The sequence below is a fragment of the Neisseria sp. P0022.S010 genome, from assembly GCF_051956635.1.
This window is the reverse complement of record NZ_JBQCXF010000288.1, coordinates 1-3,691: the sequence shown is the minus strand read 5'-3', so window position 1 is coordinate 3,691 and position 3,691 is coordinate 1. Positions and strand designations below refer to the sequence as shown.

At 47.8% G+C, this 3,691-nt stretch carries 5 protein-coding genes; 4 read left to right on the top strand and 1 reads right to left on the bottom strand.

What is annotated here, in order from left to right; genetic code table 11:
- The 4 genes from rpsP to rplS form a co-directional block, all read left to right on the top strand.
- Positions 1-197, top strand: a 197-nt coding sequence (gene rpsP, locus ACTHUT_RS15495; protein WP_440418995.1) for a 30S ribosomal protein S16, incomplete at its 5' end; no start/stop codon positions are given.
- A gap of 15 nt (positions 198-212) precedes the next feature.
- A complete protein-coding gene (gene rimM, locus ACTHUT_RS15490; RefSeq protein WP_049329569.1) occupies positions 213-722 on the top strand; it encodes a ribosome maturation factor RimM in 510 nt (169 codons plus the stop codon).
- Entirely contained in the window at positions 722-1,471 is a 750-nt protein-coding gene (gene trmD / locus ACTHUT_RS15485; RefSeq protein ID WP_049329524.1) for a tRNA (guanosine(37)-N1)-methyltransferase TrmD, read from the top strand. The genes rimM and trmD overlap by 1 nt, the downstream gene beginning before the upstream one ends.
- Before the next feature lie 14 nt (positions 1,472-1,485).
- Positions 1,486-1,851, top strand: coding sequence for a 50S ribosomal protein L19 (rplS, locus tag ACTHUT_RS15480; RefSeq protein ID WP_003679470.1), 366 nt, complete (start codon positions 1,486-1,488; stop codon positions 1,849-1,851).
- Positions 1,852-2,062: 211 nt separating this feature from the next.
- Here rplS and ACTHUT_RS15475 read toward each other — a convergent pair whose 3' ends face one another.
- Positions 2,063-3,472, bottom strand: a complete 1,410-nt coding sequence (locus ACTHUT_RS15475; protein ID WP_250599732.1) for a PepSY-associated TM helix domain-containing protein — start codon at positions 3,470-3,472, stop codon at positions 2,063-2,065.
- Positions 3,473-3,691: the final 219 nt, after the last annotated feature.

The window sequence follows — 3,691 nt, the reverse complement described above, 5'->3', positions numbered from 1 at the left end:
ACGTAGTCGTAACTGACTCTCGCAACCGTCGTGACGGCCGCTTCATCGAGCGCGTAGGTTTCTACAACCCCGTTGCCAACGAAAAACAAGAACGCGTACGTTTTGACGCAGACCGCATCAACCACTGGGTTGCTCAAGGCGCGAAAGTTAGCGACGCAGTTGCCAAACTGATTAAAGAGCAAAAAATCGCTGCTTAATCAGCCGAAACGACCATGACAGACACTCAAAAACGGGTAGCCATGGGCTACATTAAAGGCGTATTCGGCATTAAAGGCTGGCTGAAAATTGCTGCCAATACCGAATATACCGACAGCCTGCTGGACTACCCCGAGTGGCAGTTGTGCAAGGATGGCAAAACCCTGAATGTTGTGCTTGAGGCAGGTAAAATTGTCAATGGCGAACTTCAGGTTAAATTTGAAGGTATAGACGATCGCGACCAAGCATTTGCCTTGCGCGGCTATACCATCGAAATCCCAAGAGAGTCATTCGCCCCTACTGAGGAAGACGAATACTACTGGGCAGATTTAGTCGGCATGACCGTCATCAACAAAGAAAACATCGTCCTCGGTAAAGTCAGCAACCTGATGGAAACCGGTGCAAATGATGTTTTGATGATTAAAGGCGAACACGGACAAATCCTAATTCCCTTTGTCTCCAACTATATCGAATCTGTCGATACCGACAGCAAAACCATTATCGCCGACTGGGGTTTGGACTACTGATGCTGATTCAAGCCATCACCATTTTCCCGGAGATGTTCGACAGCATTGTCGAATATGGCGTTACAGGCAGAGCAAGAAAACAAAATCTTTGGCAGTTTCAAGCCATCAATCCCCGAAAATTTGCCGATAACAAACTTGGCTATATCGATGATCGCCCCTTCGGAGGTGGCCCGGGAATGATTATGATGGCGCCGCCACTTCAAGCGGCAATCGAAGAAGCCAAAACAAACTCGCAAAAACCTGCCAAAGTAATTTATCTCAGTCCGCAAGGTCAGTCGCTGACTCATAAAAAAGCGGCAGAACTTGCCGAGCTACCCCATCTTGTTCTTCTATGCGGACGCTATGAAGGCATAGATGAAAGACTGCTGCAAAGCAGTGTGGACGAAGAAATCAGCATTGGCGACTTTGTCGTCTCGGGCGGTGAATTACCCGCCATGATGTTGATGGATGCCGTCTTAAGATTGGTTCCGGGTGTATTGGGCGATATACAGTCAGCCGAACAAGACTCGTTTTCAGACGGCCTTTTAGACTGTCCTCATTACACCAAACCCGTAGAATTCCAAGGCATGATAGTTCCCGACGTCTTACGCTCAGGAAATCATGGCTTGATTGCCGAGTGGCGATTGAAACAATCGCTGCGACGCACTTTAGAGCGCCGACCTGATTTATTGGAAAAGCGCAGTTTAATCCCAAAGGAATCCCGCCTCTTAAAAGAAATCTTGCAAGAGCAACAGGAAATCCAATCATAACTTAGGAAAAATAAATGAACTTGATTCAACAATTAGAGCAAGAAGAAATCGCTCGCTTGAACAAAGAAATCCCTGAATTCGCTCCAGGTGACACCGTTGTCGTATCTGTACGCGTGGTTGAAGGTTCTCGCAGCCGTCTGCAAGCATACGAAGGTGTTGTTATCGCTCGCCGCAACCGTGGCCTGAACAGCAACTTCATCGTTCGCAAAATCTCTAGCGGCGAAGGTGTAGAACGTACTTTCCAACTGTACTCTCCTACCGTAGAAAAAATCGAAGTTAAACGCCGTGGTGACGTACGTCGCGCCAAACTGTACTACCTGCGCGGCCTGACCGGTAAAGCAGCTCGCATTAAAGAAAAATTGCCTGCTCGCAAAGGTTAATAGCTTTCATCAAAAACCCACTTCATTGAAGTGGGTTTTTTGTTTTTATACAAGACCTCCTCGTCTTTCTTACACAATCCTGCAAGCCAACCACCATCACCATTTCACATATAAACTCAAACAGAATCGTAACTCTCCTACCTCTTTTAACCTTTATACAAAAAGCCGTCTGAAACAAAAGATTCAGACGGCCTTTAATCACATTGAGCGGTTATTTAAACCATCTTGCCAATGCCGGGATACGCGACAACAACAGTGTATCCAAAATCCAAATAACAGCGATTGCGGCAATGGCTGTTGGGAAAATCACAGCCAAAATCAGAAGTGGCACAGCCATTGCCCACCATACCGGCAATTTGATTTTCTGTGCAGGAGGAACCAAACCACGTGCTTCCGAAGGACGGCGTTTCCACCACATCACATAGCCGCTGACACAGATAAAGATAATCGCCAGACAGAACAAGACATTTGCCAACACGCTCCACCAGCCCAGCGTCCCCATGTGCAGCGCGATGCTGGCCGCCATGAATTTGCCGAAGAAGTTGTAATCGTCGAAACGGATGTCGGCCAGGATTTTGCCGCTGTATTGGTCGATGTGCACCGTGCGGTCGGCGGTCGGGCTGACCATGTCGTAGCTCATCGAATCCTGCGACAGCGTCCACACGCCCGTTTCGCCTTTGGGCAGGTTGAGTTGGTAGCGGCCTTTGAAACCGATTTCGCGGGCAAAGCGGTCAACCGTCTCCAAAGTCATCGGCTCACTTGGATTAATACCGTTTTCACCCATTGTCGTACCGGAAACCGGCATAGGCGTCAACTCCAAAATCCATGGCACTTCTTTAGATTTACCGTCATTCAGCACATCACCATGGGTTGGCACAGAAGATACCGGATTAGGCTCCACACCCCATTTACCCGCAGGAAATTGGCTCCACGCCTGAACCGCTTTACCCCCCCAAATACCTGCCCAAGCAACGCCCGACAGACAGAACAGCAACAAAATCAAAGAAACCCAAGAACCAAATGCTCCGTGCATGCTACGCCACCATGTGCGTCCTTTGCCTGCTTTCGGCACAAGCATGGATTTCAGGCTGCGCTGTTTTGCCCACCACAAATAAATCCCCGTGATTATCATCAGGATGGTCAGCGACGCGGCAGTTTCCAGCAGATAGTCGCCCACCGGGCCGATCATCATATCGCCGTGGATTTCGTCCATCGTGTGATACCAGCCTTGACTGCGCGGCATCGTATTCACAACTTTTGCCGTATAGGGATCAACGGCAACCATAGTGGCTTTATCATCATTGTTCACGCGGAATACGGCAACCATATCATCTGCGCGCGGCGCAATATATTGCACTACAGAAGCAGTTTCCGGATTCACAAACTGTCTGGCGGCCTCAGCCTGAGCCGACAAAGGCTGCACCACTGCCTGCGGCGTAATATGTATGCGTTCGCCTTCTTTACCGGTAATATTGGCGAATAGCAGCATTCCCAACCCTGTAACAGCCAGCAGGGTTAAAAACGGCGCAACCAAAAGTCCGGCATAAAAATGCCATCGCCAAACAGTCAAATAACGGCGGTTAGCCTGTTGTTCATTTTGGGAAGTTGGTTTTGTTTCCATATTTTCTCTTCATATAGTTAAAGCAGACTAATTACTACGAATTAGCAACAGGTATTTTAATCAAAAACATTCATTTAAGAAACCGTTTTTCCAATGCAGCTTTGAAATACTTCAATATTTAGTTTTTAGGCCGTCTGAAAAAACAAAATAGACAGAAAACAACACTTTACTGAAAATCCGTTTTAATCATTGCGGTTTCGGCAGAATTTGGTAGAATAC

What these genes read in the sequence shown, in the direction of transcription:
- rimM (WP_049329569.1), top strand. Translation starts at nt 213, where the DNA reads ATGACAGACACTCAAAAACGGGTAGCCATGGGCTACATTAAAGGCGTA.
- ACTHUT_RS15475 (WP_250599732.1), bottom strand. Translation starts at nt 3,472, where the DNA reads ATGGAAACAAAACCAACTTCCCAAAATGAACAACAGGCTAACCGCCGT.
- trmD (WP_049329524.1), top strand. Translation starts at nt 722, where the DNA reads ATGCTGATTCAAGCCATCACCATTTTCCCGGAGATGTTCGACAGCATT.
- rplS (WP_003679470.1), top strand. Translation starts at nt 1,486, where the DNA reads ATGAACTTGATTCAACAATTAGAGCAAGAAGAAATCGCTCGCTTGAAC.